24 protein-coding genes are annotated in these 26982 nt (G+C 61.3%); 10 read left to right on the top strand and 14 right to left on the bottom strand.

The features are described from left to right. Positions 1–96: 96 nt before the first annotated feature. On the top strand, positions 97–456 hold the full coding sequence (locus tag FTO60_RS07585; protein ID WP_148055393.1) for a hypothetical protein: 360 nt from the start codon (positions 97–99) through the stop codon (positions 454–456). Here the strand turns inward: FTO60_RS07585 and FTO60_RS07590 are convergent. Genes FTO60_RS07590 through FTO60_RS07600 form a run of 3 tightly spaced genes read right to left on the bottom strand, consistent with a single transcriptional unit; the run spans position 453 to position 2507 of the window. After that, entirely contained in the window at positions 453–974 is a 522-nt protein-coding gene (locus tag FTO60_RS07590) for a gamma carbonic anhydrase family protein (protein ID WP_148055394.1), read from the bottom strand. The genes FTO60_RS07585 and FTO60_RS07590 overlap by 4 nt on opposite strands. After that, entirely contained in the window at positions 971–1609 is a 639-nt protein-coding gene (gmk, locus tag FTO60_RS07595) for a guanylate kinase (RefSeq protein ID WP_148055395.1), read from the bottom strand. Before gmk ends, FTO60_RS07590 begins: the two co-directional genes overlap by 4 nt. Before the next feature lie 4 nt (positions 1610–1613). Beyond that, on the bottom strand, positions 1614–2507 hold the full coding sequence (locus FTO60_RS07600; RefSeq protein ID WP_254696925.1) for a YicC/YloC family endoribonuclease: 894 nt from the start codon (positions 2505–2507) through the stop codon (positions 1614–1616). 186 nt (positions 2508–2693) lie between these two features. Between FTO60_RS07600 and FTO60_RS07605 the strand changes: the two genes are divergently transcribed. Continuing rightward, the gene (locus FTO60_RS07605; RefSeq protein WP_172623840.1) at positions 2694–3320 is read left to right on the top strand and encodes a PAS domain-containing protein; all 627 of its coding nucleotides are present in this window, start codon (positions 2694–2696) and stop codon (positions 3318–3320) included. On the opposite strand, the gene FTO60_RS07610 is transcribed toward FTO60_RS07605, so the two are convergent. Continuing rightward, on the bottom strand, positions 3317–4687 hold the full coding sequence (locus FTO60_RS07610; RefSeq protein ID WP_148055397.1) for a class II 3-deoxy-7-phosphoheptulonate synthase: 1371 nt from the start codon (positions 4685–4687) through the stop codon (positions 3317–3319). The two genes, FTO60_RS07605 and FTO60_RS07610, sit on opposite strands and share 4 nt — an antisense overlap. Positions 4688–4885: 198 nt before the next feature. Here FTO60_RS07610 and FTO60_RS07615 point away from each other — a divergent pair, with 198 nt between their 5' ends. The 7 genes from FTO60_RS07615 (at position 4886) to FTO60_RS07645 (ending at position 11659) form a co-directional block, all read left to right on the top strand. Continuing rightward, the gene (locus FTO60_RS07615; RefSeq protein ID WP_148055398.1) at positions 4886–5890 is read left to right on the top strand and encodes a GlxA family transcriptional regulator; all 1005 of its coding nucleotides are present in this window, start codon (positions 4886–4888) and stop codon (positions 5888–5890) included. 153 nt (positions 5891–6043) lie between these two features. After that, complete coding sequence (locus FTO60_RS07620; protein WP_148055399.1) at positions 6044–7240, top strand: ABC transporter substrate-binding protein; 1197 nt, start codon at positions 6044–6046, stop codon at positions 7238–7240. 92 nt (positions 7241–7332) lie between these two features. After that, a complete protein-coding gene (locus tag FTO60_RS07625) occupies positions 7333–8118 on the top strand; it encodes an ABC transporter ATP-binding protein (protein WP_148055400.1) in 786 nt (261 codons plus the stop codon). Continuing rightward, on the top strand, positions 8115–8942 hold the full coding sequence (locus FTO60_RS07630; RefSeq protein ID WP_172623841.1) for an ABC transporter ATP-binding protein: 828 nt from the start codon (positions 8115–8117) through the stop codon (positions 8940–8942). Before FTO60_RS07625 ends, FTO60_RS07630 begins: the two co-directional genes overlap by 4 nt. After that, positions 8939–9319, top strand: coding sequence for a hypothetical protein (locus tag FTO60_RS07635; protein ID WP_172623842.1), 381 nt, complete (start codon positions 8939–8941; stop codon positions 9317–9319). Before FTO60_RS07630 ends, FTO60_RS07635 begins: the two co-directional genes overlap by 4 nt. A 31-nt stretch (positions 9320–9350) precedes the next feature. Continuing rightward, positions 9351–10361 (top strand): branched-chain amino acid ABC transporter permease, encoded by a 1011-nt coding sequence (locus FTO60_RS07640; protein WP_148055402.1) that lies wholly within the window; start codon positions 9351–9353, stop codon positions 10359–10361. Next, a complete protein-coding gene (locus tag FTO60_RS07645) occupies positions 10358–11659 on the top strand; it encodes a branched-chain amino acid ABC transporter permease (protein ID WP_148055403.1) in 1302 nt (433 codons plus the stop codon). The genes FTO60_RS07640 and FTO60_RS07645 overlap by 4 nt, the downstream gene beginning before the upstream one ends. 67 nt (positions 11660–11726) lie before the next feature. Here the strand turns inward: FTO60_RS07645 and FTO60_RS07650 are convergent, their stop codons facing one another. Continuing rightward, positions 11727–12599, bottom strand: a complete 873-nt coding sequence (locus tag FTO60_RS07650; protein ID WP_148055404.1) for an NAD(P)-dependent oxidoreductase — start codon at positions 12597–12599, stop codon at positions 11727–11729. Positions 12600–12682: 83 nt separating this feature from the next. On the opposite strand from FTO60_RS07650, the gene FTO60_RS07655 reads away from it, so the two are divergent. Beyond that, positions 12683–15154 carry a penicillin acylase family protein gene (locus FTO60_RS07655; protein WP_148055405.1) on the top strand — a complete coding sequence of 824 codons (2472 nt, stop codon included), beginning with the start codon at positions 12683–12685 and terminating at the stop codon, positions 15152–15154. Here FTO60_RS07655 and hflX read toward each other — a convergent pair. The 9 genes from hflX to dusB all read right to left on the bottom strand — a co-directional run bounded on the left by hflX (position 15151) and on the right by dusB (position 26890). Then, positions 15151–16437, bottom strand: a complete 1287-nt coding sequence (hflX, locus tag FTO60_RS07660) for a GTPase HflX (protein ID WP_148055406.1) — start codon at positions 16435–16437, stop codon at positions 15151–15153. The genes FTO60_RS07655 and hflX overlap by 4 nt on opposite strands. Before the next feature lie 2 nt (positions 16438–16439). Further along, positions 16440–16676 (bottom strand): RNA chaperone Hfq, encoded by a 237-nt coding sequence (gene hfq, locus FTO60_RS07665; RefSeq protein ID WP_148055407.1) that lies wholly within the window; start codon positions 16674–16676, stop codon positions 16440–16442. Positions 16677–16774: 98 nt separating this feature from the next. Then, positions 16775–18298, bottom strand: a complete 1524-nt coding sequence (locus FTO60_RS07670; RefSeq protein WP_148055408.1) for a TrkH family potassium uptake protein — start codon at positions 18296–18298, stop codon at positions 16775–16777. Next, complete coding sequence (gene trkA, locus FTO60_RS07675) at positions 18298–19674, bottom strand: Trk system potassium transporter TrkA (protein ID WP_148055409.1); 1377 nt, start codon at positions 19672–19674, stop codon at positions 18298–18300. The genes FTO60_RS07670 and trkA overlap by 1 nt, the downstream gene beginning before the upstream one ends. A gap of 49 nt (positions 19675–19723) precedes the next feature. Beyond that, positions 19724–21139 (bottom strand): sigma-54 dependent transcriptional regulator, encoded by a 1416-nt coding sequence (locus tag FTO60_RS07680; RefSeq protein WP_148057090.1) that lies wholly within the window; start codon positions 21137–21139, stop codon positions 19724–19726. Positions 21140–21147: 8 nt separating this feature from the next. After that, positions 21148–23343, bottom strand: coding sequence for a PAS domain-containing sensor histidine kinase (locus FTO60_RS07685; protein ID WP_148055410.1), 2196 nt, complete (start codon positions 23341–23343; stop codon positions 21148–21150). Between the two features lie 156 nt (positions 23344–23499). Next, positions 23500–24867, bottom strand: coding sequence for a response regulator (locus tag FTO60_RS07690; RefSeq protein WP_148055411.1), 1368 nt, complete (start codon positions 24865–24867; stop codon positions 23500–23502). Then, entirely contained in the window at positions 24867–25949 is a 1083-nt protein-coding gene (locus FTO60_RS07695) for a nitrogen regulation protein NR(II) (protein WP_148055412.1), read from the bottom strand. The genes FTO60_RS07690 and FTO60_RS07695 overlap by 1 nt, the downstream gene beginning before the upstream one ends. Next, a complete protein-coding gene (dusB, locus tag FTO60_RS07700) occupies positions 25946–26890 on the bottom strand; it encodes a tRNA dihydrouridine synthase DusB (RefSeq protein WP_148057091.1) in 945 nt (314 codons plus the stop codon). Before dusB ends, FTO60_RS07695 begins: the two co-directional genes overlap by 4 nt. Positions 26891–26982 lie beyond the last annotated feature (92 nt).

Consider the following 26982-nt stretch of genomic DNA (forward strand, 5'->3'; position numbering starts at 1 on the left):
AATCGTATGTTTCGCCGGAAAGTTCTGATTGTTCTCATCTTTCAATTGTTTGCAACAGTTCCAAGGCACAATCACACGAACAGGGGAATTGGGGGTGTGACCACATTTGAAACGCAAAAACCGGTGATGCTGGTGATCGGACGTTATAATGCCTGGACCGGCGCGGGGCGCGACGTGCCGCATATGCCGGGGTTTCATTTTCTGGGGTTTGGCGATGTGACGGCGCAGACGCTGAGGCGGATCGCACCTGATGTGGTGCTGTGCGCCCTGATGGGGGACGGGTTCGATGCGATTGATCTGGCCGAACGGCTAACGGCGCTGGGGTTTGCCGGGCGCCTGCGCGCTTTGGCCACCGATCTGCCCAACCCCGAGGCCGTCTGCCGCGAAGTCTGCGCGGCCTGCCCCGACATCGACTTTGATGTGCTGGTGCTGAATGACGGGGTGCTGACCCCCTAAAGCGCGCGCAAACCGGCGCAAAACCGGCGCGCGTTTTCCTGATACCCAAGGGCGGAGTCGCGCAGGCCGTTGATCGCCGCGGCGTCCAACTCGCGCACCACACGGCCCGGCGCGCCCAGCACCAGACTGCCATCGGGAATCACCTTGCCCTCGGTGACAAGAGCGCCAGCCCCGATCAGGCAATTTTTGCCAATCACCGCGCCGTTCAGCACCATCGCCCCCATGCCGATCAGGGAATTGTCGCCAATTGTGCAACCGTGAAGCGTCGCCTTGTGGCCAATCGTGCAGCCCGCGCCGATGGTCAACGGGAACCCCATATCGGTGTGTAACACGCTGTTTTCCTGCACATTACTACCTGCGCCGACCGTGATCATTTCGTTATCACCGCGCAGGGTGCAGCCAAACCAGACCGAACTGTCGGGCGCGCAGGTGACCTTGCCGATCAGATTGGCATCCGGCGCAATCCATGTGGTCGCGTCAATTTGCGGGGCGTCATCGCCAAGGGCATAGAGTGTCATCCCCGCCCCTCGAATTCGTTTTGCAGCTCGCGCACAAAATCGTTCAACCCCTCCTGGCGTTCGCGGCGCAGGCGTTCAGCCACAAGGATCGCGCGCACATCATCAGCGCAGCGTTCAACGTCATCATTGACCAGCACGTAATCGTATTCCGCCCAGTGGCTGACCTCGTCCAGGCTTTGCGCCATGCGGTTGATGATCACCTCGTCGCTATCCTGACCGCGATCGCGCAGGCGTTTTTCAAGGGCCTCCATCGACGGGGGCAGAAGAAAGATCGATACCACATCATTACCAAGCGAGGAGTTGCGGATTTGCTGCCCGCCCTGCCAATCGATGTCAAACAGCGTGTCCTGCCCCGCGCCCATGTTGGCCTTTACCGGTGCTTTGGGGCTGCCATACAGATTGCCGAACACCTCGGCGTGCTCCAGCATTTCGCCGGTTGCAACCATGTCGCGGAATTGTTCAGGGGTGCGGAAATGGTATTCGCGGCCGTCCTTTTCGCCCGCGCGCGGCGGGCGGGTCGTGGCGGATACCGAAAACGCGATCGTGTCGTCCCATCTGCGCAGCATCTTGGCCATCGTCGATTTTCCTGCCCCCGAGGGCGACGAAAGGATGATCAATAAGCCACGTCTTTTCATCGGGTTACTCCACGTTTTGGATTTGTTCGCGCATCTGGTCGATCACCGCTTTCAGGTCAAGACCAATGGCCGTCAGCGCACTTGACTGCGCCTTGGAACACAGGGTGTTGGCCTCGCGGTTGAATTCCTGTGCCAGAAAATCAAGCTTGCGCCCCGACGGGCCTTTTGCGCCTACCAGATCACGTGCCGCCGCCACATGGCTGCGCAACCGGTCGATTTCTTCGGTCACATCCGCCTTGACGGCGAGCAGCGCAAGTTCCTGCGCCACGCGGGCATCATCGATATCGTCAGCGTCCAGCATCACCCGTTTCAGGGCGGCAGTCAGGTTCTTTTGCACCTCGGGGCGGCGATCCTGCGCGGCCTTGGCTGCGGCCTCGGTCAGATCGGCGATCTGGTCAAGCTGGGCGATGATGATGCCCTTCAAGGCGGCCCCTTCGGCGGCGCGCATCGCGGTAAAATCATCCAGCATCCGGGTCAGGTTTTCGCTCAGCACCGCGATCAACGCCGTGTTATCTGTTTCCTCGCCGCGCGCTTGGGTCACGACACCGCGCTGCGCCAAGACATCCGCCGCCGTGGGCTGGCCCAGGGTCACGCCCATGTCAAAGGCACGTTCCTGCACCTGATCAAGTGCGGCCAATACGCGGTCAAGCTGGGCGGCGTCGACCTGCAGGGCATTTGCATCATCTTCGCGGGTCAAACGCAGGTTCAACGTGACATTGCCACGGGCCACACGGGCCGCGATATCCTTGCGCAGGGTCGTTTCAAGCGCGGCAAACCCTTCGGGCAGGCGCAGGCGCAGATCAAAGCCGCGGGCATTGACGCCGCGCACTTCGGCGCTCCAGCTGACGGCCCCGTCGGTCCCCTGTTGACTGGCGAATGCGGTCATTGAATTGATCACGGGCACGGCCTTTCGCTTCTGCTGCCTGCACCTAATGCCAATGACCGCCACGGGGCAAGCCCCACACCCGCCAAAGCCGCCCGCGATTAACCTTTTAAGACTTTGGTTGATGAAAATTGGAGACAAAACTGCGATGTTAACACTGTGTTAATGTATGCGGCACAGGGCCGCGTCGAAAGGACCGCCATGCTTGATCTGACCACCAAAAACGACAGCGACGACGCGGGTCGGGCCTGTCTGAACACGATCGAGGATTATTGGAACGCCCTGTTTCGCGCCAGCCACCTGCCGCTGCGGCGCGATGTGGACCCGGTGGCGATTGACCACGCCCTGCCATCGACGTTTCTGGTGCAGCGGGTGGCGCCGGGGGTTGCGCGGTTGCGCGTGTCGGGCCAGCGGGTCAATGCCTGGCTGGGGATGGATGCGCAGGGCATGCCGCTGTCAACATTCTTTCTGCCCCATGCGCGCGCCGATCTGACCCGCGCGCTGGAACAGATGTTCATGACCCCTGCCCTTGTGGAATTGCCAATCGCGTCTCCGCGCAGTATCGGGCGGCGGTTGTTGCGCGGGCGGCTGCTGTTGTTGCCACTGGCCGATGATCAGGGGCAGGTAAGCCGCGCACTGGGGGCGCTGTGGGTGCAGGGCGATCTGGGGCGTGGTCCGCGCCGCTTTGAAATCGCGGCGGGCGCGCGCCGGTTTCAACCCATTGACCAGCGCCCGCAACTGGCCGAGGTCGCCGGTGATGCACCACGCAAAAGGCCGGCCACATCGCAGCGGCCGGCCCTGAAACTGGTGGTCGATAACGACGTCTAGCCTGCTTTGGCCTTGGCCATCGCGCTGCGGCGTGCCGAGAGTTCTTCGGCCACGAGGAACGCCAGCTCAAGCGACTGCGAGGCATTCAAACGTGGATCGCAGGCCGTGTGATACCGATCTGACAGATCTTCGTCCGTGACTGCACGCACACCGCCGGTGCATTCTGTCACATCCGCGCCGGTCATTTCGAAATGCACGCCGCCGGGCACGGTGCCTTCGGCGTTGTGCACGCCAAAGAATTCGCGCACTTCACGCAGCACGCTCTCGAACGGACGGGTTTTATATCCCGACGACGATTTGATCGTGTTGCCATGCATCGGATCGCAGGTCCAAACCACGTTGGCGCCTTCTTCCTGCACGGCCTTGACCAGACGCGGCAGGTGTTCGCCCACCTGCCCCGCCCCAAAGCGCGCGATCAGGGTCAACCGGCCCGCCTCGTTTTGCGGGTTCAGTTTTGCCATCAGCGCCTTGAGGTGGCCGGTGGTCATGCTTGGCCCGCATTTCAGACCAATCGGGTTCTGCACACCGGCACAGAATTCCACATGCGCGCCGTCCGGTTGGCGGGTGCGATCGCCGATCCAGACCATATGGCCCGACCCGGCCAGCCACTTGCCGGATGTGGAATCAAGCCGTGTCAGCGCTTCCTCGTATTCCAGCAGCAGCGCTTCATGGCTGGTGTAGAATTCGACGGTCTCCAGCGCATGGGACGCCTCGGACCGGATGCCCGCCGCTTCCATGAAATCAAGCGTGTCGCTGATCCGGTTCGCCATCTCGCGGTATTTCTCGGCCTCGTCGGCCTCGGTGAACCCCAGTGTCCAGGCGTGGACCTTGTGCACATCCGCATACCCGCCCGTGGAAAAGGCGCGCAGCAGGTTCAGGGTTGCAGCCGCTTGAAGGTAGGCCTGCAACATCTTGTCAGGATTGGGAATTCGCGCCTCGGGCGTAAAGGCAAGTTCGTTGATGATGTCGCCACGGTAGCTGGGCAACTCCACCCCATCCTTGGCTTCCATGTCGGCGCTGCGCGGCTTGGCGAACTGCCCCGCCATGCGGCCCACCTTGACCACCGGCACCTTGGCACCATAGGTCAGCACCATCGCCATTTGCAGCATCACCTTGAAGGTGTCGCGAATGCCGTCAGCGCTGAATTCGGAAAAACTTTCGGCGCAATCACCGCCCTGCAGCAGGAACGCCTCGCCGCGCGATACCTCGCCAAGGTGTGCCGTCAGGCGGCGCGCCTCGCCTGCGAACACCAGCGGCGGATAGGACGACAGCTTGGCCTCGACAGCCTTCAGTGCTGCATCATCCGTGTATGTGGGCATCTGGATCCGGGGCTTTTTGCGCCAGTCCGATTTCTGCCATTCCGCCATTGGTTTGCTCCGTATGTATCAAGTTAGCCGCATCGGTTAGCGGTATCAGGCCCTGCTTATAGCCAGACATGGCGCAAGGGCCAATGGCAAAAGGTTACGCGATTGCACAGGATTTCAGCGCTTGGCGCTTGATATGGGCCTGCAAACCTGATCAGGTCGATCGAAACGCGCGCCCGAAAGCGCACCAAAGAGTCGCAAATGGATATCCAGCAACAAATCGTCGAAGTCGATACCGCCGGGAAAAAACCGCGCCGGTTTGTGTTTGTCCTGTTGCAGGACTTTACGATGCTGTGCTTTGCCAGCGCCCTTGAAAGCCTGCGCATCGCCAACCGCATGTCGGGCCAGGATCTATATAGCTGGACGCTGATCGGCGAAGGCGGCGATACGATCATCTGTTCCAACGGCACCGAATTCAAACTGCAGGCCGACCTTGGGGAATTGAACCGCGACGACACGGTAATGATCTGCGGCGGCATCGACGTGCAATCAGCTACCACCAAAAAAGTCCTGAGCTGGATCCGGCGCGAGGCGCGGCGCGGCGTTGTCATGGGCGGGCTGTGCACCGCTGCCTATTCTCTGGCCAAGGCGGGGCTGCTGGACGGGAAAAAGGCCACGATCCACTGGGAAAATCAGGACAGTTTCGCCGAAGAATTCGAGGACGTGACCCTGACCAAATCCATCTTCGTGGTGGATGGCAACCGGATCACGACGGCGGGTGGCACCGCGTCCATTGATTTGATGCTGAAAATCATCGCCGATGATCACGGCGAGGATCTGGCCAATGCCGTGGCCGATCAGCTGATCTATTCCAGCATCCGCACCGATCAGGACACCCAGCGCCTGTCGATCCCGACCCGTATCGGCGTGCGCCACCCGAAACTGTCGCGCGTCATTCAGGCGATGGAACAAAACATCGAGGAACCGATCAGCCCTTCGGTGCTGGCCAAGGACGTGGGCATGTCCACGCGCCAGTTGGAGCGGCTGTTCCGGCGCTACCTCAACCGCTCGCCGAAGCGCTACTACATGGAACTGCGGCTACAAAAAGCGCGCAACCTGCTGATGCAGACGGATATGAGCGTGATCAACGTGGCACTGGCCTGCGGCTTTGCCTCGCCCTCGCATTTTTCAAAATGCTACCGCGCGCATTACAACACCACCCCTTACCGCGAACGTGGCGCGCAGGCTGCGCGGCTCTCAATCTAGGCGCGAATTGCGGGGTTTTGGGCCGGGTGCGCAGGCGATTGGCCTGAAAAGCCCCGATTTTCACGCCAAATGCCCCAGCGTAGCGCCTTCCCTTTTTGCGAATCGCTGCGTAGTCTGACCTCTGGATACCAAAGTCCAATAGGGAGACGATCAATGAAAAAACTGCTGCTGGCCACTGCGGCCACCGCACTTGTGACAGGCACGGCCTTCGCCGGAAGTCACAGCGAAGAAGTCAAAATCGGCATCATCCTCGGCTTTACCGGCCCGCTGGAATCGATCACGCCCGCAATGGGTGCTGGCGCTGAACTTGCGATCGCCGAAGTCAACGAAGCGGGCACATTGCTGGGCGGCGCAACCGTCACGCCCGTGCGCGCTGACAGCACATGTATTGACGCGGCTGCGGCCACGGCTGCGGCCGAACGTCTGGTCACATCCGACAACGTCAACGCCATCATGGGCGCCGACTGTTCCGGTGTGACAGGCGCGATCCTGCAAAACGTGGCGCGCCCCAATGGTGTTGTGATGATTTCGCCTTCCGCCACATCGCCCGGCCTGTCGACCGCCGAAGATGACGGTCTGTTCTTCCGCACCGCGCCCTCTGATGCCCGTCAGGGTGTCGTGATGACGCAAATCCTGATGGATCGCGGCATTTCCGAAGTCGCGCTGACCTACACCAACAACGACTATGGCAAGGGTCTGGCCGACAGCTTTGAGGCGGCCTTTACCGAAGCGGGCGGCACCGTGACGATCAACGCCGCCCACGAAGACGGCAAGGCCGACTATTCGGCTGAAGTCGGCGCGCTGGCCTCGGCTGGTGGTGAAGTGCTGGTCGTGGCCGGATACACCGATCAGGGCGGCAAGGGCATCATCCAGTCCTCGCTCGATACCGGCGCGTTCGACACGTTCGTTCTGCCCGACGGCATGGTTGGCCAGCAGCTGGTTGACGATATCGGTTCGGCGCTGGACGGCTCGTTCGGGCAGTTCCCGGGCACTGACAGCAACGGCGCGGAAATCTTCCTGGGTCTGGCCGAAGCCGCCGGTTTCGACGGCACCGGCGCGTTTTCACCCGAAAGCTATGACGCAGCGGCGCTGATCATGCTGTCAATGGCAGCGGCTGGCTCGTCTGCCTCGGCTGACTTCAAGGATGAGGTGATGAACGTGGCCAACGCACCGGGCGAAGAAATTTTCCCCGGCGAGCTGGCCAAGGCGATCGAAATCCTCGCCGGTGGAGGCGAAATTGACTATGTCGGCGCCACGGCTGTGGAACTGATCGGTGCTGGCGAAAGTGCCGGCAACTACCGCGAGATCGAAATCGGCGACGGTGCGATCAACACGGTGCGTTTCCGCTAGGATCTGCTAGGATTGATACTGCGCGGCCCGGGGTTTTCGCCTCGGGCCGTTTGCAACAGGGGACGCCCATCAGGGCGCACAGGGGAACGCGCATGATTGTCGTCGAGGATCTGCACAAACATTTTGGCGGCTTCCACGCTGTTGATGGCGCAAGCCTGACCATCCAGCCCAATTCGATTACCGGATTGATTGGCCCGAACGGCGCCGGAAAAACAACCCTTTTCAATGTGATCGCGGGCGTTCTTAATCCAACGTCGGGCCGTGTCACGATGGATGGCGAAGATATCACCGGCCTGCCGCCGCACACGCTGTTTCACAAGGGGCTGCTGCGCACCTTTCAGATCGCGCACGAGTTTTCCTCGATGACCTGCCGCGAGAACCTGATGATGGTGCCGGGCGGGCAAGCGGGCGAAACGCTCTGGAATACATGGTTCGGGCGCAAGCGGATCGCCGACGAGGAACGTGCCCTTGCGGCCCGCGCCGACGAGGTGCTGGAATTCCTCACCATCGAGCATCTGTCCGATCACAAGGCCGGGCAAGTGTCCGGCGGGCAGAAAAAGCTGCTTGAACTGGGCCGCACCATGATGGTCGACGCCAAGATCGTGTTCCTCGACGAAGTCGGCGCGGGCGTGAACCGCACCCTGCTCAACACGATTGGTGATGCGATCATCCGCCTCAACAAGGAACGCGGCTATACATTCGTCGTGATCGAACACGACATGGATTTCATCGGCCGCCTCTGCGATCCGGTGATCTGTATGGCCGAGGGCCGCGTGCTGGCCGAAGGCACGCTTGACGAAATCAAGGCCAACGAACAGGTGATCGAGGCCTATCTTGGCACCGGGCTGAAAAACAAGGATCAGGTGGCAGCGGTATGAGCGACAACCCCTATCACGACGCGCGTGGCAACAAGGATGCCAGCATCGCCAAACAGGGCCCGCGTAGCACCGCGGAAGGCAGTGATCGCATGGGGCGCGCCACGCCCGCCGCCGGTGGCCCCTTCCTGATCGGTGACAGCATGACGGGAGGCTACGGCAAAGGCCCCGATATCTTGCACGACTGCACGATTGCTGTGGAAAAGGGCGAAATTGCCGTGATCGTCGGCCCCAATGGCGCAGGCAAATCCACCGCCATGAAGGCCGTGTTCGGGATGTTGAACATGCGCGGCGGGTCGGTGCGCCTGGACGGCGAAGACATCACATCGCTGTCGCCGCAGGACCGGGTGGTCAAGGGCATGGGGTTTGTGCCGCAGACCTCCAATATTTTCACCTCCCTGACCGTCGAGGAAAATCTGGAAATGGGCGCCTTTATCCGGCGCGACGATTTCCGCGACACCATGACGCAAATCTATGACCTGTTTCCGATCCTCAAGGAAAAGCGCCATCAGGCGGCAGGTGAACTGTCGGGCGGGCAACGCCAGCAGGTTGCCGTGGGGCGCGCGCTGATGACCCAGCCCAAGGTGCTGATGCTGGACGAGCCCACCGCCGGCGTGTCCCCCATCGTCATGGATGAATTGTTTGATCGCATCATCGAGGTCGCCCGCACCGGCATCCCGATCCTGATGGTTGAACAGAACGCGCGTCAGGCGCTGGAAATCGCCGATCAGGGCTATGTTCTGGTGCAGGGACGCAACGGCCACACAGGCACCGGCAAGGAGCTGCTTGCGGATCCCGAAGTGCGCGCGAGTTTCCTGGGAGGATGATGATGAAAGCCCCGACTATTGCCTTGGCCCTGATCTTCGCGCCATTTGCCGTGCAGGCGCAAACCATTGTAAAAAATTGCGTTTTCCCAACACAATGCTATAGCAACGGCGATTGCGACACGGCCTCGCGACCCGACTACACCTTTACCCTTGATCTCGATTCCCAGACCGGCCTTTACGAAAACGGCAGTTTTTCGGCCACAGGGTTCCTGCGCGAAAGCGGATCGCTGATCCACTTTTACTTCGTCAACGCCGCGGGCACCGAAATCATGACATTCGCCCCCAATGGCGCAGCCGAATTTGTCGGCCATATGGCGGGCGGGTCCGGTATTTCGACCTACACGCTGACTGGCACCTGCACCGAGGGCAACCCGTAGTGACCCGCGCGACAACAGAACGGACCGCCTCATGGATTTTCTGAACGGCCTTGTGACCTTTGGCAATTTTGTCTTCGTGCCGGGCCTTGCCTACGGCGCGCAACTTGCGATTGGCGCGCTTGGGGTGACGCTGATCTATGGCATCCTGCGGTTTTCCAACTTTGCGCATGGCGATACGATGGCCTTTGGCACGATGGTCACCATCGCCTTTACGGTCCTGTTTCAAAACCTTGGGCTGGGTCTTGGGCCGCTGCCCACTGCCCTGCTCGCCCTGCCCTTTGGCATTGCGGGCACGGCCCTGTTGCTGCTGGGCACCGACCGGCTGATCTACAAATTCTACCGCCAGCAAAAGGCCGCCCCCGTGATCCTCGTGATCGTATCAATGGGCGTGATGTTCGTGATGAACGGCATCGTGCGCTTCTTTATCGGCACCGAGGATCGCAATTTTCTCGATGGCGAAAGGTTCATCATCAACGCGCGCACCTTCAAGGAATTGACCGGCCTGAATGAAGGTCTGGCGATCCGCACCTCGCAGGGGTTGACCGTGCTGACAGCTGTGGTTGTCGTGGCGCTGCTGTTCTGGTTCCTCAACAAGACGCGCACGGGCAAATCCATGCGCGCATTCTCTGACAACGAAGACCTTGCGCTGCTCTCGGGTATCAATCCCGAACGGGTGGTAATGGTGACATGGCTGATCGTGGCGGGGCTGGCGACCATTGCGGGCGTTCTTTACGGGCTGGACAAGTCCTTCAAACCCTTCACCTATTTCCAGCTTCTGCTGCCGATCTTTGCCAGTGCCATTGTCGGCGGTCTGGGCAATCCGCTTGGTGCCATCGCCGGCGGTTTCGTGATCGCCTTTAGCGAGGTCACGATTACCTATGCGTGGAAAAAGGTGCTGGGCTATTGGCTGCCTGACAGCCTTGCGCCCGACAGCCTCGTGCAGTTGATGTCAACCGATTACAAATTCGCCGTGAGCTTTGCGATCCTGATTATCGTGTTGTTGTTCAAACCCACGGGGCTTTTCAAAGGACAATCCGTATGACCGTGAATATGCGCAATATCGCCCTTTTCGGGGTCGTCGCCCTGCTGATTATCGGCACCGGGTTTGTGCAGGGCTGGAACTCGGCGCTGCTGATTTTCAACATGGGGCTGATCAGCGCGATCATGGCGCTGGGGGTGAACCTGCAGTGGGGGTTTGCGGGGCTGTTCAACATCGGTGTGATGGGCTTTGTGGCGCTTGGCGGGCTGGCGGCGGTGATCGTTTCCATGCCGCCAACAGGCGAGGCTTGGGCGGCAGGCGGCTTGCGTGTGGTGCTGGGGCTGGCGCTTGGGGGAGGCACGATCGCGGCAGCGATCCTGACATGGACCCGCGTGCCGGGGCGCGCGCGCAACTGGGCGACGCTGGCCGTGCTTGTGGCAGGGTTTTTTCTGTTTCGCTACGTCTTTGACGGGGCCGTGGACGCCATCGAAGCGGTCGATCCCGCCTCGACAGGATACCTTGGCGGGTTGAACCTGCCGGTGATCATCGCGTGGCCCGTGGGCGGTGTGCTGGCCGCCGGGGCGGCATGGATCATCGGCAAGACAGCGCTGGGTCTGCGCAGCGATTATCTGGCGATTGCCACCCTCGGGATCGCGGAAATCATCATCGCCGTAATGAAGAACGAAGACTGGCTGGCGCGCGGCGTGAAAAACGTGATCGGCATCCCCCGGCCCGTCCCCTACGAGGTCGATCTGCAACAGGATCCCGGCTTTATCGACCGCGCCGCAAGCCTTGGGCTTGATCCCACAACGGCCTCGACGCTTTACGTCAAATTCGCCTATGGCATCCTTTTTGCGATCGTGCTGATCGTGTTGCTGTGGCTGGCGCAAAAGGCGCTCAACAGCCCCTGGGGCCGGATGATGCGCGCGATCCGCGACAACGAGGTCGCCGCCGAGGCAATGGGCAAGGACGTCACCGCGCGGCATCTGCAGATCTTCATCCTTGGCTCGGCGATCTGCGGGATTGCCGGTGCGATGATGACAACGCTGGACGGGCAGTTGACGCCGGGCACCTATCAACCGCTGCGCTTTACCTTCCTGATCTGGGTGATGGTGATCGTCGGCGGATCAGGCAACAACTTTGGTGCCGTGCTGGGCGGTTTTCTGATCTGGTTCCTGTGGATTCAGGTCGAACCGCTGGGGCGCGCCCTGATGGGGCTGATTACCGCCGGCATGACCGATGGATACTGGCTCAAGGACCACCTGCAAGAGGCCGCGGCGCAAATGCGCCTGCTGACGATGGGTGTGGTGTTGCTCCTGGTGCTCAGGTTCAGCCCCCGCGGATTGATCCCCGAAAAGTAGGGCTTCTTCTGTTCTGAAATACCTCCGGGGGAGTCCGCAGGACGGGGGCAGCGCCCCCATCAACGGGTCAGTCCAAACTGGACAGGCGTTTGATCAGGCTCGAGGTATCCCAACGCCCGCCGCCCATGCGCTGCACATCCTTGTAGAACTGATCGACCAATGCCGTGACGGGCAGGCTTGCGCCGGCGTCATCGGCCGCGTCCAGCACAATCCCCAGATCCTTGCGCATCCAGTCAACGGCAAAGCCGTGGTCAAACTGATCCGCCAGCATGGTCTGATAGCGGTTTGCCATTTGCCAGCTTCCCGCCGCGCCCTGGCTGATCACCTCGACCACGGCCGCGCCGTCTAGGCCCGCCTTTTGCGCGAAATGCAGCGATTCCGCGAGGCCCTGCACCAGCCCGGCAATGGCGATCTGGTTACACATTTTGGTGAGTTGCCCGGCCCCGCTTTCGCCCAGCCGCTTGCAGATCTTGGCATAGGCGTCGATGACCGGGGCGGCGCGCTGATAGGCGGCTTCATCGCCACCGCACATCACGGAAAGCACTCCCTTTTCCGCGCCTGCCTGCCCGCCCGAAATGGGCGCATCGACAAAGCTGATCCCGGCCTTTGCCGCCGTATCGTAAAGCGCGCGCGTGACTGTCGCCGAGACGGTCGTGTGATCAACAAACACAGTGCCCGCCGCCATGCCCGCAAAGGCGCCATCCTTACCCAGGCAAACGCCGCGCAGATCGTCGTCATTGCCCACGCAAGCCATGACGAAATCGGCCTCTTTGGCGGCCAGTGCAGGCGTCGCCGCCATCGCGCCGCCATGCGTCGCGATCCATGCTGCGGCCTTGGCTGGCGTGCGGTTGTAGACCGTCACATCGTGGCCCGCAGCCTGCAAATGCCCGGCCATTGGCGCGCCCATGACACCCAATCCCAGAAAACCAATCCTTGCCATCTCTTGCCCTCTCGCGTGGTTTGTGGAAATCAGACCATGATACCCACACCACGGGTCCGTCAACTCATAAGGACACAGCATTTATGGCGCGTTTGTTTCGCTGGCTCATGCGGCTTGCTTCGGCCCTGATTGTGCTGATCGTGGCCGCCATCGCGCTGGCGTATTACTTTGCCGCACGGTCTCTGCCCGATTATGCGGGAACGTTCATGGTCAGCGGCATTTCCGCGCCCGTGGAAATCGTGCGGGACAATGCCAATGTGCCACATATTTTCGGCGAAACGGACGCCGACGTCTACTTTGCCCTTGGCTACGCCCATGCCCAGGATCGCCTGTGGCAAATGACAATGTTGCGCCGCACGGTGCAGGGGCGTTTGTCAGAACTTTTTGGTGAACGCACCCTGCGCATCGACACCTTGATGCGCCGCCTTGATCTTTACGGGGCCGCGCGCGAGTCCGTGGCGGCGCAGGATGCCCCCACCACCCAGGCACTTGAGGCCTATGCCGCAGGCGTCAACGCGTGGCTGGCAGAGGTCAATGCCGGTGCGCGCGGGCGCGGCGCGCCGGAAATGTGGCTGTTCAACCATCCCGTGGCCCCGTGGCAACCCGCCGATTCCATTGCTGTGATCAAACTCATGGCCCTGCAGCAGTCAGGCCAGATCGAAAACGAAGTGCTGCGCGCGCGCACTTCGCTGATTTTGGGGGATGAACGGGTCAACGACATCCTGCCCGATGCCCCCGGCGCACCCACCGCCGCCCTGCCCGAATACGCCAGCCTGATCGAAGGCACGACGCGCTATGCACAAAACACACGCATGCCCTTTGATCCGCTCTCGCCCCTGCGCCCGCGCCAATTGGCAGGTGCCTCGAACGCCTGGGCGGCAGGGATCAGCCGCTCGGCAACCGGATCGACCTTGCTGGCCAACGACCCCCACGGGCAATTGACCGCCCCGACCCAATGGTATCTCGCACGGCTTGAACTGGAAACAGGCGGCGTTATTGGCGGCACGATCCCCGGCGTGCCGCTGGTCATGGTTGGGCGCAGCGCCGATCTTGGCTGGGGGCAGACATCGTCTTATCTGGATGATCAGGATGTCTTTATCGAAGAGGTCAACGCCCAGGATCCAACCCAGTATCGCACCGCCGATGGCTGGGCCAGTTTTGAAACCCGTGACAGTATCATCACCGTGCGCGACAGCGCCGCCGTGACGGTCAAACTGCAATGGACCCAAAACGGCCCCGTGATCCCGCCCGACCAGTTTGATCTGGGCACGATCCGCCCGCCCGGCCATGTGACCGCCCTGTCATGGACGGCCCTGTCGCGTGAAGATACAACCATATCGGCGGCGATGGGCCTGATGCGCGCGCGCAATGTCCGCCAGGCGATTGCCGCTGCGCAATCCTATATCGCGCCGTCGCAGGTGCTGACACTGGCCGACCGCAACGGGATCGCCATGAAACTGATCGGGGCCATGCCCGCCCGCGATCCGGCCCATCAATCCCAGGGCCGGATGCCAACCTATGGCTATATTCCCACCAACCAATGGCAAGGGGTCCTGCCTTACGCCGACAACCCCGAATTCGTGAACCCCGCAGGCGGGATCGTCGGCAATACCAACAACAAGATCGTTGATCGCCCCTTTCCAAACCATGTGACCTTTGACTGGGGCGACACCCAGCGCATCAACCGCTGGCGCCGTCTAATGCAGGTCCGCGAGGTCCATACCCGCGAAAGCTTCATCGAAGCGCAACTGGACACCGTCAGCTATACCGCTCGCGCCCTGCTGCCGCTTGTGGGGGCCGATCTGTGGTTCACCGGCGAGGCCGCGCCCGAAGGCACCCCCGAACGCCAGCGCCAGCTTGCCCTGCAAATGCTGAGCGAATGGAACGGCGAAATGAACGAACATCTGCCAGAGCCGCTGATCTATGCCGCCTGGATGCGCGCCTTGCAGGACCGTCTGATCCGCGATGAACTGGGCGGGCTATCGCGCGAATTTACCCAGTTGGACCCGGTTTTCGTCGAACGCGTGTATCGTGACGTGGATGGTGCTGCACGCTGGTGTGATGTGCTGCAATCGGCCCCTGTCGAAACCTGCACCGATATCGCCCGTCTGGCCCTTGACGACGCCCTGTTATGGATCGCTGAAAATCAGGGCACGGCGCTGGAAAGCCTGCGTTGGGGTGATGCCCATCAGGCCACCCAGGATCACCCGGTGTTGGGCAAGGTTGCGGTGCTCAACTGGTTCGTCAACATTCGCCAGTCCACCAGCGGCGGCGACAATACGCTACAACGGGGGCGCACCTCGGGGGTTGATCCCACGCCGTTCCAGAACGTTCACGCCGCAGGCTATCGCGGAGTTTATGATTTCGCCGACCCTGATAGTTCGGTTTTTGTGACGGCCACGGGGCAGTCCGGCCACCCGCTGTCACGCTATTACGACGACCTGAGCGAACTGTGGCGGCGCGGCGAATATATCCCCATGTCGCTTGATCCCGCACTTGCGCGGGCCGCTGCGGTGGGCGTGACGGTGCTGGAGCCGGGCACACCCCGACCCTAACGCCGGTCGCGCCGTTTCTTATGGAACCGGTCGCGGTCGCGCCGGGACCATGTGACATCAACCTGCCAGCCCTCGGCGTTTTCGCGGCTGTCATCGACCACACCCATTTGGTGCAGAAATGCGTGCGAGGCCGCGTCGTCCCAGCCGATTTGCAGCATTTCGTGGGTTTTGGGATCGGTCACTTCGGCCAGCACGTGATCCAGTAACTCGGTAACCCCCTCGCCGGTGATCGCCGATGTAACGTATTTTCCGGTGCGTTTGGCAATGATGCGTTGCGCTTCGGCTTCGTCCGCGGGCAGGTTGTCGATCTTGTTCCAGACCTCGATCTGCGGCGTGTCCTTGGACACGCCCAGCACGCCCAGAATGGTGACGACCTCGGCCCATTGATCCTGACTTTGCGGATGGCTGATATCGCGCACATGCAGGATCACATCCGCCTCGAGCACCTCTTCTAGGGTGGCGCGAAAGGCGGCGACCAGTTCGGTCGGCAGGTCACTGACAAAGCCCACCGTGTCAGAAAAGATCACGGTTTCACCCGTGGGAAATTCGATCTTGCGCATGGTCGGGTCAAGCGTGGCAAAGAGCATGTCTTTGACGAAGACATCCGCCCCCGTCATCTTGTTGAACAGCGTCGATTTGCCCGCGTTGGTATAGCCGACCAGGGCCACGGTCGGATAGGGCACCTTGGCACGGCCCGCACGGTGCAGGGCGCGGGTTTTCTGCACCTTGGCAAGCTGGGCGCGCAACCGGTTCAACTGCGTGTCGATCGCGCGTCTGTCCGCCTCGATCTGGGTTTCGCCGGGACCACCGACAAAGCCCAAACCACCGCGCTGGCGCTCAAGGTGGGTCCAGGCCCGCACCAGCCGCGTGCGCTGATAGGTCAAAGCGGCCATTTCGACCTGCAACACACCTTCCTTGGTGCGCGCACGGTCGCTGAAGATTTCCAGGATCAACCCGGTGCGATCCAGCAGTTTGACGCCCCACTCCTTTTCCAGGTTGCGTTGCTGCACGGGGGACACGGGGCCATCGATCAGCACCAAACCCGCCTCGGCGTCGTGAATGCGCTGTTTCAGTTCGGCGATCTTGCCTTTGCCAAACAACATGCCCGGATGCAGTTTCGGCAAGCGGACGATTTCCGCGCCGACAACGTCAAGGTCAGGCAGGGCATCGCCAAGCGCAACGGCTTCGGCCAGCGCAGGTTCTGAACTGCGCTTTGATCCGGCAACCTTGAGTTCGGGGTGCAGGACATAGGCCCGCATCGCGGACCGTTCATCCTCGGACATGGTTAGCCTTCTTCGCCATCATAAAGGCTGATCGGCTGGGCCGGCATGATGGTGCTGATCGCGCTTTTATAGACAAGCTGGCTTTGGCCATCGCGGCGCAGCAGCACGCAAAAGCTGTCAAACCAGGTGATCACACCTTGCAGTTTCACGCCGTTGATCAGGAAGATCGTGACTGGAACCTTCACCTTGCGGACATGATTCAGGAACGCATCCTGAAGGTTCTGTTTATCTGAGGCCATTGCCTAACCCTTCTATTCTTGCGGCCGCGCACCGGCCATTCCCATCGGCCCGAGTATGTCGCGCCCCGCCCCGAGATTAAAGAGGAAAAATAAGCGGCTCAGCGGCGCCAGAATTCAGGGTTCAAAAGCGCGATAATCGCCAGTGCTTCAAGGCGCCCGACGACCATTGCCGCTGCCAGCACGTATTTCGCAAAAGCGGTGAGACCGGCATAGGAAATCGGCGCTTCGGCCCCGACATCGGCCAATGGCCCGGTGGTGGACAGCGCCGCGACCGCCAGCACCATCGCCGTCTCGAACTGCACGCCGGTCAGGGAGAGCAGGACCATGACCGCAGCAATGGACATGGAAAACAGCATGAAAAAGATCCACGCGATATAAGCCCCTTGTTTACGGATACGGCGCGCGTCGGCCCCCGCCCCGCCCACCGAATTGGGATGCACCAGCCGTTCAAGTTCCCGTTCCGAGTGTTTATAAAGCGCATAGACCCGCAGCAGTTTCACGCCCCCCGCCGTCGTCGCAACGCCGCCACCGATCATTGACAGCCCCACAAGGAACAACCCCGGTGTCGGCAGACCCGACCAGTTCGCCGCCCCCAGCCAGCTAGCGGATTCAAACCCCGTGGTGGTCAGGAAAGACATCACCGTAAAGATACTGCCCCAAAGCGCGCGCAGGCCCGATTGCACGTCGCCGATGCCGGTGCTGGCCTCGGTTGCGCCGATCCAGTGGCGCAGGAACAACAAGGCGGGCAAGATTACGACCAAGGTCATGCCCAGGCGAAATTCGGGGTCGTAGAACACGCCTTTGCGGTCCTCGCCCATCAATCCGCGCCCAAAGGTCAGCCGTGACAGGGCAAACAGCATGAAAACAAAGATCAGCATTTCACCAAACACCCCCGCGCCGCTGTAAAACAGCCCCCCCACCGGTGATATCCCCGAGGTCGCCATCACCGACATCGCATGGCTCAGCGCGACAAACGGCACCTCGCCCAGCATGGTCAGCCCCAGCCAAAGCAGCAGGGTCAACGCCGTATAAAGCGGCACCAGCTTGGCGGCAAAACGGGTCAGCCGTTCGGAGGGGTCGGCAATCCGCGCGATCTGGCGGAAATCATTGGCACCCTGCCCCGCGGTTGCCGTGGCGCGCACCTCGAAGCCGCCAAGGTTCATCGGCGCAAGGATCGACGCCGCCGCCACCCAGATCAGCAGGCCACCCATCCAGCCCACGAGTGCCCGCCACAGGTGCAGCGGGCGGGTCAAGCTGCGCGGATTGTCAAAAAGCGTCGCGCCCGTGGTGGTGAAACTTGACACCATTTCAAACCAGGCATCACGAAACGAGACGGTGCCAAGCGCCTCGTAGAAGGGCACGGCCAGCATCAGCGGCAACACCGAAAAAGCCGCCAGCAAGGCGATCAACTGGCTGCGGGCAATGCTGGCGGGGCGATAATGCTGGGTCGCAATGGCCAGCAGGATCGACAGCAAGGTGAACAGGATTGCACTATAGAAAAACGCCCGCGCCCCGGCAAAATCCCCAAGGGTAAACGCATAGATCGCCGGCACCAGCATCGCGAGGGCGGCGATGGCCATCAACAGGACGATAAAGGGATACTCGGCCAGGCGCAGCTTCATCAGAAAAAGTCGATCGAGACCTGCAACAGGCGTTCGACCTCGCTCACGTCATCGGCCATGCAGAAGATCGCGATGACATCGCCTTCTTCGATCCGCAACGCGGCCGTGGGCTTGACCAGCTTGTCACCTTTCAGGACCGCGCCCACCAGCACGCCTTCGGGGAAATCGATGTCGCGAATGCGCTGGCCGGAAATCGGTGATGTGGACAGCACCTGCGCCTCGATCACTTCGGCCTCGGCGTCACCGATGGAATAGACGCCGCGCACACGGCCATGCCGGATATGGCGCAGGATGCTGCTGACTGTGGTGGCGCGCGGGTTGATATAGGCGTCAATATTAAGCGGCGCCATCAGCGGCACAAGCGACGGATCATTGGTCAGGCAAATCGCCATCGGACAGCCCATCCCCTTGGCGCGCACGGCCGCCAGCAGATTGGTCTTGTCGTCATCCGTGACAGCCAGCACCGCATCGGCCCCGGCGATATTGGCCTCGGCCAGCAGGTTCACATCCAACCCGTCGCCGTTCAGAACGATCGTGCGTTCCAGCGCATCTGCGGCGTCTTCGGCGATCTTGCGGTTCTTTTCGATGACGCGGACGCGCACGCGGTCGGTGCGCTGTTCCAGCGCGCGTGCCACAGCCAAGCCGACGTTGCCGCCGCCGATAATCACGATCCGTTCCTGTTTTTCGTTCGTCTTGCCGAAAATCTCCAGCGTGCGGGTCATATCTTGGGTGCGGGTGAACAAATACACCTCGTCACCGGCAAAAATCTGGTCGCCCGCGCCGGGGGCAAACAGGGTGCCATCGCGCCGGATCCCGACGACAATGGCCTGCAATGTGGAAAACAGATCGGTCAACTGGCGCAGCGGCGTGTTGATCACCGGGCAATCGGGCGCGATGTTGATCCCCAAAAGCTGCGCCTTGCCATCAAGGAAGCTTTCGGTGTCAAAGGCTGCGGGGGCCGACAGGCGCTGCAAGGCGGCCTCGGCCACTTCCTTTTCAGGGGAAATGACCACATCAATGGGCAGATGATCGCGGCGGTAGAGGTCGGAATAGATCGCATCAAGATAGCTTTGCGCGCGCAGGCGCGCGATCTTGCGCTGGATCGCAAAAACCGAATGGGCCACCTGACAGGTCACCATATTGACCTCGTCACTGTGAGTGGCGGCGATGATCATATCCGCATCGCGCGCGCCCGCCCGTTCCAGAATATCGGGATAGCTTGCATGGCCCGCAACGCCCTGCACATCCAGCGTATCGGTGGCGCGGCGCACCAGATCGGGGTTGTGATCCACGACCGTGACATCGTTGCGTTCTCCGGACAGATGGCGCGCGATCTGCCAACCGACCTGCCCTGCGCCGCAAATGATAACCTTCATGTCAGCCCCTCATGTGCTTGGCCTGTGGTGCCTGATCGTGCGGGCACGGTCAATCGCTTGCATCCTCGGCTACCGGTTCGATGTGGGCCACTCTTGCGCCAGCCTTGTTCGAGGTTACCACCCCCAGCGATTTCAGCTTGCGGTGCAGCGCGCTGCGCTCCATCCCGACAAAGCTGGCGGTGCGGCTGATGTTGCCACCAAAGCGGTTGATCTGGGTGAGCAGGTATTCACGTTCAAACAGCTCGCGGGCCTCACGCAGAGGCAGCGTCGCAAGGCCACCTGATAGCAGCACCCGGTCCTCGCCACTGCTGGGTTCCTCATTAGAAGGCAGCTCCTTGGCGGTAATCTCGTCAGTGTTTTCTCCAAGGATTAAAACACGTTCCACGACGTTCTTCAGCTGGCGGACATTGCCGGGCCACAGCATCGTCTGCAATAGCGCGCGTGCATCATCGGCCAGCTTGCGCAGCGGCAAGCCCTGCACCTTGTTGAACACGCCGATGAAATGCTCGGCCAGCATCGGGATATCCTCGCGCCGTTCTTCCAGACTGGGCACATGGATCGGCACGACATTCAGGCGATGATACAATTCCTGACGGAAGGTTCCCGCTTCAATTTCGGCTGCCAAGTCCTTGTTCGTGCTTGAAATAACCCGAAGATCGACCTGCACCTTGCCAGTGCCGCCCACCCGTTGAAACTGTTGATCCACCAGCACCCGCAGAATTTTCGACTGGGTGCCAAGCGGCATATCCGCGACCTCGTCAAAATAGACGACGCCGCCATTCCCTTCCTCAAGCAGACCCTTTTCAACGCCGCGTTCGGGGCTTTCGCGCCCAAACAGCACGTCCTCCATCCGGTCCGGTTCAATCGAGGCCGAACTGACCGTCACGAACGGGGCCGCCGCGCGGTTTGAATTGGCGTGAATGTAGCGCGCGGCGATTTCCTTGCCCGCGCCCGCAGGCCCGGTCAACATCACCCGCCCGTTGGATTTCGTAACCTTGTCGAGCTGCGATTTCAGGGTGCGGAACGCGGCACTGTCGCCCAGCATGTCCGCCCCCGCGCTGTCACCGCGTTTGAGTTGCAGGTTCTCGCGCCGCAGCCGCGATGTTTCCATCGCCCGACGAATGACAACCATCAACTGGTCGATATTAAAGGGTTTTTCGATGAAATCATACGCGCCCTGCTTGATCGCCGCGACGGCAATTTCGATATTACCGTGGCCGGAAATGATCACAATCGGTATGTCGGGGTGGTCCCGTTTCACGGCCTTGAGGATATCGATCCCGTCCATCTGGCTGTCCTTGAGCCAGATATCAAGGATCATCAGCGCCGGTGATTCCTTGGCGATTTCCGCCATGCATTGATCGGAATTGCCTGCCAGCCGTGTGCTGAACCCCTCGTCCTCGAGAATATCCGAGATCAGCTCGCGGATATCGCGTTCGTCGTCGGTAATCAGGATATCGCCCATTGTGGTCCTCATGCAGTTTCTTGATGTGGCAGGGCGGCGGCGGTCAGGACCGGAAGGTCGATCACCGCCATCGCCCCGCGATGATGTGTTGTGTCAAAGGCCTCTGCGTCCTGCAATTGCAGGGTGCCGCCATGTTCTTCGATAATCTTTTTCACGATCGGCAGGCCCAACCCGGTGCCCTTTTCGCGGGTCGTTACATAGGGTTCGAACAGGCGCGCGCGGTCTTCGGGCAGCCCCACACCGTTGTCGCTGATGGTGATATGCGCCCCGCCTGGGGTCACGTCCATCGCGACACGCACCTGCGGTTCATAGCCATCCGGCGCGCCATTTTCCTGCATTGTTTCAGTGGCTTCGCCCGCGTTCTTAATCAGGTTCGTCAACGCCTGAGAGATCATCGTGCTGTCCAGATCGGCCATCACCGGACGATCCGGCAAATCGGCGGTGATGTTCACATCGGGCTGGCCCGATTGCTGCAATACGACCGCATCGCGCACCAGCGCGGTCAGATCATGGGTCATGCGTTCGGGTTCGGGCATCCGCGCGAATTTGGAAAATTCGTCAACAATGCGCCGCAAGTCGTTGGTTTGACGGATAATAACATCTGTCATCTGCTCCAGAACTTCGTGGTCATCGCCCACTTGTGCCGCGAACTTGCGCTTGATGCGTTCGGCACTCAGCTGGATCGGCGTCAGCGGATTCTTGATCTCGTGGGCGATCCGGCGCGCCACGTCGCCCCATGCGGCCATGCGTTGTGCACTGACCAGATCGGTCACGTCATCAAAGGCGACAACATAACCTTCAAGCGTGCCATCATCGCGGCGCCGTGGGGCCATGCGCACCAGCAGGCTTTCCTGTTGCCCGCCACGCACCAGATTGACCTGATCCTGCACCGCATCGCGCCCGCTTGCGCGCATTTGATCAAACAGCGGCGCGAATTCCGGCACGGCGACGGAAATCGCGACATCGCCCTGATCCTGCGCCATGTCCAATAGCCGCCCGCCCGAGCGGTTCACAAAGGCCACCGTGCCATCAGCATCAAGCCCCACAACACCCGAGGACACCGACGACAGCACGGAATCGAACAACCGGCGGCGGCGTTCGATCTGGCGGGTGTTATCCAGTAATTCCTCGCGCTGCCCCTTGAGCTGCGTTGTCATCTGGTTGAAATAGCGGCCCAGTTGCGCGATTTCATCATCGCCCTGTTCTTCGGGAACGCGCACGTTCAAATCACCGCCGCCAACCCGCTGTGACGCGCCCACAAGGCGACCAATCGGGCGCGACAGACGTTCGGCAAACCAGATCCCCAGCCAGATCGCCGCAAGGATCAGGATCACCGCAAAGCCCAGGTATATCAGGCCAAATTCGAACAAAAGCCGCCCACGATCCGATTCCAGCTGCTCATAAAGCGCCACGGTTTCCTGCGTTTCATCAAGCAGCGACAGCACCGATCCATCGACCTGACGGGTGACGAACAGATAGCGGTCCACAAAGGCGTCAAGCGGGATCAGCGCCCGAAATTCGTTATTGTCCCAATCCTCGATGATCACGACACCGTCCGCCCGGGCCTGCCCAATCTGTTCGGCACTGGGCTGCTCAAAGCCAAATTCATACGACCGCGCGCCGCGCGCCTTGATTTCGCCCGCGCCGTCAATCACGAACACCTCGGCCAGCGTGCGTTCGATCTGCGGCTGAACAGCGCCCAGCACCTGCCGCACTTCGCCGTCACTCATGAAAAATGTCTTGGCCCGTTCGGTATTGAGGAACCCCGCAAGGCCCAAGCCATCGCGGCGCAACTCCTTGCGGTGTTCTTCTTCATAGGCTTCGGCGGCGGACAGGGAATTGCCAACCACATTGCGCACCCGTTCACTGAACCAGCCTTCAAGGCCCACGTTGATCGACAGCACCGCAAAGACAGCGACCAGAACCGTGGGGATCAGCGCCAGCAGCGCAAACACCCCCGTCAGGCGCAAATGCAATCGCGATCCGGCCGAACGCGCGCGCCGTGCCATGATCAGCCCGATCACCCGCTGCAAGACGAGCGCCGCAATGACCAGAATATAAACCAGATCGGCCAGCAGGATCAGGCGCAGGGACGGGGCCGTCGCGGTCTGGTCCAGCGGCCCCAAAATCGTGATCGTCAGCCCCGCAAGGATTGGCCCAAGCAGCACCAACCCCAAGGTCGTTGCATTTTGCACAGGCTTCATGCGCCGCCAGCGACTGAACCTTGCCAAACTGATACCCAGAAGGGACCGTTGCACCTGCACGCCCTTATATGTGGGGCCGTTGCCCCGTTACCGCCGAGTGGTCCTGAGTGCGACAGACTGTGTCTGCGGCAAGCCGGCCACGCTTATGTTGCGGTTTTACATCAACTTACGGCGCCGTGTCACGCTCATATCGAGTTCGGTGATCTTCTTTCGCAAGGTATTGCGATTTATCCCAAGAAGATCAGCGCATTTCGCCTGATTTCCACCCGTCGCGTCCAGCGCGATTTCGATCATCGGGGCTTCGACCTCGCGTAGAATCCGCTGATAAAGGCCCGGTGGCGGCAAAGCACCGCCATGCAGATCAAAATAGCGGCGCAGGTGTTTGGCGACACTGGCCGACAGTTTGTCGCCCTCGCCCGCCGCGCCGCGCAGCGGTTCCATTGCCGGTTGATTGCCCAGCACAGCCTCGATTTCGCCCAGTGTGATTTCATCTTCGGTTGCGGTGGCGACAAGGCGGCGAATCGCGTTTTCCAACTGCCGCACGTTACCGGGCCAGCTGTAGTTGCGCGCCAGATCGACAGCGCCGGGCGCAAGGCGACGCAGCGATCCGCCATCGCGTTCGGCGCGCAGCAGAAAATGCTCGGCCAGAAGCGGGATGTCATCGACCCTTTCGCGCAACGACGGCACGGTGATGGTCACGCCACCAATCCGATAGAACAGATCCTCGCGAAACGCGCCGTCCTCCATGCGCGCCGTCAAATCGACCTGCGAGGTGGCCATGATACGGGGCGCATGATCGCCCAAGGCATCCAACATGCGCACGATCCGCGCCTGCGCGTCATCTGGCAGATCGGCGATTTCGTCAAACACCAGCGTGCCGCCCTTGGCGCGCGCCAGCAACGTGGACGGGCCATCCATCCCCTGCAAATCGACCGCACTTGCCACCACGAACGGCAAAGACCGCCGATCAGAGAAATCGTGCACCGCGCGGGCGATCAGGCTTTTGCCGGTTCCGCTTTCGCCGGTGATCAGCACCGGCAGGGCCGTGTTCATCACCCGCGCCACCAACCGATACAGCGCCTGCATCGCCGGTGTGCGCCCGACCAGCGGCAATTCATCGTGATCGGTTTGCACATCGGTGCGCGCGGGCGTGACACGGCGCTTGACCTCAAGCGCGCGCGCCGAGCGTTTCATCAGATCGGGCAGGTCAAAGGGTTTGGGAAGATAATCATAAGCCTCGGCCTCGGCGGCCTGAATTGCCGTCATGATGTTGTTTTGCGCCGAGATGACGATCACCGGCAGGCCCGGACGCGCGGCGCTGATCTTTGGCAGCTGTTCGAGCCCGTTCCCGTCTGGCATGACAACATCTGAAATCACCAGATCGCCTTTGCCCTCCTCGACCCAGCGCATCAGCGTCACCAGCGACGATGTGGCATGGACCTTGCACCCCGCCCGCGTCAGCGCCTGCGTCAGCACCGTGCGGATCGTGCGATCATCGTCAGCTACAAGAACGGTTCCGTCCATCAGTCTTCTCCGGATTGGTAAGGGGCGTCTTTGGGGGCTACAGGCAGCGAGATACGAAAGACCGTGCGCCCGGGCGTGGATTCAACGCCGATCCAGCCGCCGACGTCGGAAATCAGTTTCGACACCAGTGCAAGGCCCAGGCCGGTGCCGTTTTCGCGCCCCGACACGAAGGGTTCAAAGATGTGCGGGGCCAGATCGGGCGGCAGGCCCGGCCCGTCGTCAATGATTTCGATTTGCAGCGGCAGACGGGCAATCGTGCCATCGGCGCGCCGCACCCGCAGCGAGGGTTCGTAATAGCTGTGCAGACGGATGACGCCGCCGTCCTTGCAGGCCTGGGATGCATTTTTCAGCAGGTTCAGCAGCACCTGCAACAGTTGGTCGCCGTCCGCGAGGGTATGGGGCAGTGACGGGTCGTAATCCTCGACCAGCAGCATATGCGCGCCAAAGCCCACGGCCGCAGACTGGCGCGCGCGGTCCAGCACATCGTGGATATTGACCGATTGCAGCAAGGGTGGGCGCAGGTTGCCAAACTGTTCGACCTGTTCCAGCAGTTTCACCACACGGCGCGATTCCTCGACGATCAGATCGGTCAATTCCTGATCTTCACTGCTCAAATTCATCGACAGAAGTTGCGCCGCCCCAGTGATCCCTGCCAACGGGTTCTTGATTTCATGGGCCAGCATTTCGGCCATCCCGATCGCCGATTTCGCCGCCTTGGTGGATTGCGCGTGCTGGGTGATCCTGTCGGCAATTTCGCGCGGCGAGATCATCATCAGCATGAACCCGTCGCTGCCTTGCAAGGGCGCGAACTGGATGTTGCAATGCATCGGCGCGCGCTCGCCGCTGCCCACATCCACATCATTGACCGATAGCATGGTGCCGCGATCACGCGCACGCGCATAGGCGTCTTCCAGCGGGGCATCGATCATCACCTTGTCCCAAACCAGCGCACCCAGCAGGGATTTGGACGACAGGTTCAGGAAATTTTCGGCCGCCGGATTGCTGTCGCTGATCATGTCATCAGGTGACAGCAGCAGCGTCGGCACGGGCAGCGAATACCAAAGGGGCGCATCAATCTTCATGCCGCCACCGCATCGCGCAGCATGGTCTGCACCTCGCGCGGGTCGGTGCCGGTCAGGACGCGCTTGCGCAAAGCCTGCGGCGTCCCAGCCCCATCCATATACCAGCCCAGATGCTTGCGCGCGACCTTGCTGCCCAGCGGCGCGCCGTAAAACGACAGCATCGCGTCGTAATGCCCCGCGACCATATCAACGCGCGCCTGACCCTGCGGTATGTCGGGCGCAGGTGTGCCGCAAAGCGCATGTGCCACCTGCGCCAGCGCCCAGGGCTGCCCCTGCGCCCCCCGCCCGATCATCACGCCCTGCGCGCCCGATTGATCAAGTGCCGCCTGCGCACCGTCGGCGTTCAGAATATCACCATTGGCGATCACCGGAATATCGACCGCATCGACAACCGCACGGATCGCCGCCCAATCCGCCGCGCCTTTATAAAACTGGCATCGGGTGCGCCCGTGGATCGTGATCAACCGGATGCCCGCATTTTCGGCGCGGCGGGCCAAATCGGGCGCATTCAGCAGATCGTCGTCCCAGCCAAGGCGGGTTTTCAAGGTCACGGGGATGTCGACCGCCGCGACCACCGCCTCGATCAGGGTCAGCGCATGATCCAGATCGCGCAGCAGCGCCGACCCCGAATAGCCGTTGGTGACTTTTTTGGCCGGGCAGCCCATGTTGATGTCGATCATCCGCGCACCGTTGCCCTGGACCACGCGGGCGGCCTCGGCCATCCAACGGGCCTCGCGCCCGGCCAGTTGCACGGCCGTGTTGGCCTGATCAAATCCCAGCTCGGCGCGTTCACGCACGCCGGGCTTGGCCTGCACCATTTCCTGCGAGGCGACCATTTCGCTGACGACCCAGCCTGCGCCAAACCCGGCAACCAACTGGCGAAACGGCAGGTCGGTTATGCCTGCAAGGGGCGCAAGCGCAATCGCAGGGGCCAGCGCCATGCTGTCCAGCGTGATATTCTGGGGTTTTGCCTGCGATTTGATCACTTGCTTAATCCTTGTGCATACCTGATTTACGCGGCAACGCGGCAAGG

The sequence above is a fragment of the Octadecabacter sp. SW4 genome (assembly GCF_008065155.1).
GTDB lineage: Bacteria > Pseudomonadota > Alphaproteobacteria > Rhodobacterales > Rhodobacteraceae > SW4.